The organism is Caballeronia sp. M23-90 (assembly GCF_053574605.1).
Genome location: NZ_JBSIPA010000818.1, coordinates 1 through 1,333, shown reverse-complemented (window position 1 = coordinate 1,333; position 1,333 = coordinate 1). Strand labels below are relative to the sequence as shown.

Below are 1,333 nucleotides of genomic sequence, written 5' to 3'. Positions count from 1 at the left end.
ACATCCGCGCGTTCGTCAGCACCAGTGGAACGCCAGCGTGCTTGCACTCATCGATGAGCGTCGGCCAGACCTCCGTCTCCATCACGATGCCAATCGATGGCCGCCACGCGCGCAAAAACCGCCGCACACTTCGCGCGTTGCGTTGCCAAATTTCGCCGCGCGCTTGAACGAACGCTCCGACATCCGCGCGTTCGTCAGCACCAGTGGAACGCCAGCGTGCTTGCACTCATCGATGAGCGTCGGCCAGACCTCCGTCTCCATCACGATGCCAATCGATGGCCGCCACGCGCGCAAAAACCGCCGCACGAGCGACGGGGAGTCATAGGGAAGATAACTGCGCGATACACGCTCGCCGAACAACTGCTCGCCCGTCGCGCGACCGCTCGGCGTCATGTGCGTGAGGAGAATGCGGGCGTCGGGAAACGCGCGCTGCAACGCTTCGATCAATGGTTGCGCCGCGCGTGTCTCGCCCACCGATACCGCGTGAACCCAGATCAGCGGCGAAAGTTCATCGCCACGACGCGCGGGGCCAAAACCGAACCGCTCGCCAATATGCTCGCGATACCCACGCTCCCGCCGCGACCGGATCAAAAGCCGCAGTACGGCAAGCGGCGCGACGATCCACCATAGCGCGCGGTACACGAGCCTCAGCATCGGCACTCCGTCGAGGACTGAAGCCGGGCGGCGCTCAAACCAGCGCCCTTCCCTTCAGGCGCTGCAAGATGCCGAGCGGCGCGCATTCAGGCTGCACCATCGCGTTCACCGGAAGGAAGAAGGTTTGCTCCATCATGTACTGGCCGGCCATTACGGCGTGCGAGGTTTGATCGGAGAAACACACCCAGACGCAGCCGGGCGGAAACGGCATTTCCTGCTGCGGCGAAGTCTTTTGATAACCAAGGTCCGCTTTCATTGAATCGTGCAGATTAAGCATCAGGTGATCGTATTCGCTGCGAGGTGTCTTGGTGATTTTCAGCAGGTTCATGAGCCACGCGGAGCCGGGAACCGGCGATTTTATCGATGGCAAAAAGCGCTTTGCCATGTCTTCGAACGGCTCGCCGACACGCCACACGCGCGGGGCGCCATCCGGATTCACGTTCGTGAACACGCGCAGGATGCGCTCGCCGTAATTGGGCCGCGACGGGAAGGCATCGACGTGAAGACGGCTGTCGTCCTTGCGCCACGACGTCTCGCGCGTTTCCACCTGGTGCAGCCGCAGACTTGTCGGCGCCACGCGCAGCTTGCCGCGATATTCGGGAAAAAGGCCATCCACGAGCGAGCGCGCGTTCGCCTGATAGCGCGCGACCAGCGCACGCACGGCGGATTGCGTGACGGA

The 1,333-nt window shown here is 62.9% G+C and carries 2 protein-coding genes and 1 pseudogene; all 3 read right to left on the bottom strand.

All coding sequences use genetic code 11. The features are described 5' to 3' along the window. Positions 1 to 82: glycosyltransferase N-terminal domain-containing protein (locus ACRXB1_RS36135; RefSeq protein ID WP_449494787.1), on the bottom strand; the 82-nt coding region annotated here is incomplete at its 3' end. 32 nt (positions 83 to 114) lie between these two features. Beyond that, positions 115 to 654: pseudogene (locus ACRXB1_RS36130) on the bottom strand (glycosyltransferase N-terminal domain-containing protein); the annotation flags it as partial. A gap of 34 nt (positions 655 to 688) precedes the next feature. Next, positions 689 to 1,333 (bottom strand): Kdo hydroxylase family protein (locus ACRXB1_RS36125; RefSeq protein WP_449494786.1); only part of this gene is annotated, 645 nt, incomplete at its 5' end.